1 protein-coding gene is annotated in these 288 nt (G+C 50.3%); it reads right to left on the reverse strand.

Translation table 11 applies throughout. The features are described 5' to 3' along the window. Positions 1-288: phosphoglucose isomerase-related protein (locus J0A66_RS23000; RefSeq protein WP_500676677.1), on the reverse strand; the 288-nt coding region annotated here is incomplete at both ends.

Genomic DNA, 288 nt, shown 5'->3' on the forward strand with positions numbered 1-288 from the left:
GGTACATTCAATGGCAGCATAAAGTCAGCCGGGATCAGCACTTGACCCTGGTGAATCAACTGGTGGAAAGAATGCTGACCGTTGGTGCCTTCGCTACCCCAGATAACGGGTCCGGTTGCGTAATCCACTTGCTCGGCATCACCGGCTACGGACTTACCGTTACTTTCCATATCTAATTGCTGTACATAGGCTGGAAAGCCACGCAAATAATGGTAGTAAGGCAACAATACGTGGCTTTGGGCAGCAAAGAAGTTGGTGTACCAGATCCCGAGTAACCCCATCAGCATC

Source organism: Bowmanella dokdonensis (assembly GCF_017254865.1).
GTDB classification, from domain to species: domain Bacteria; phylum Pseudomonadota; class Gammaproteobacteria; order Enterobacterales; family Alteromonadaceae; genus Bowmanella; species Bowmanella dokdonensis.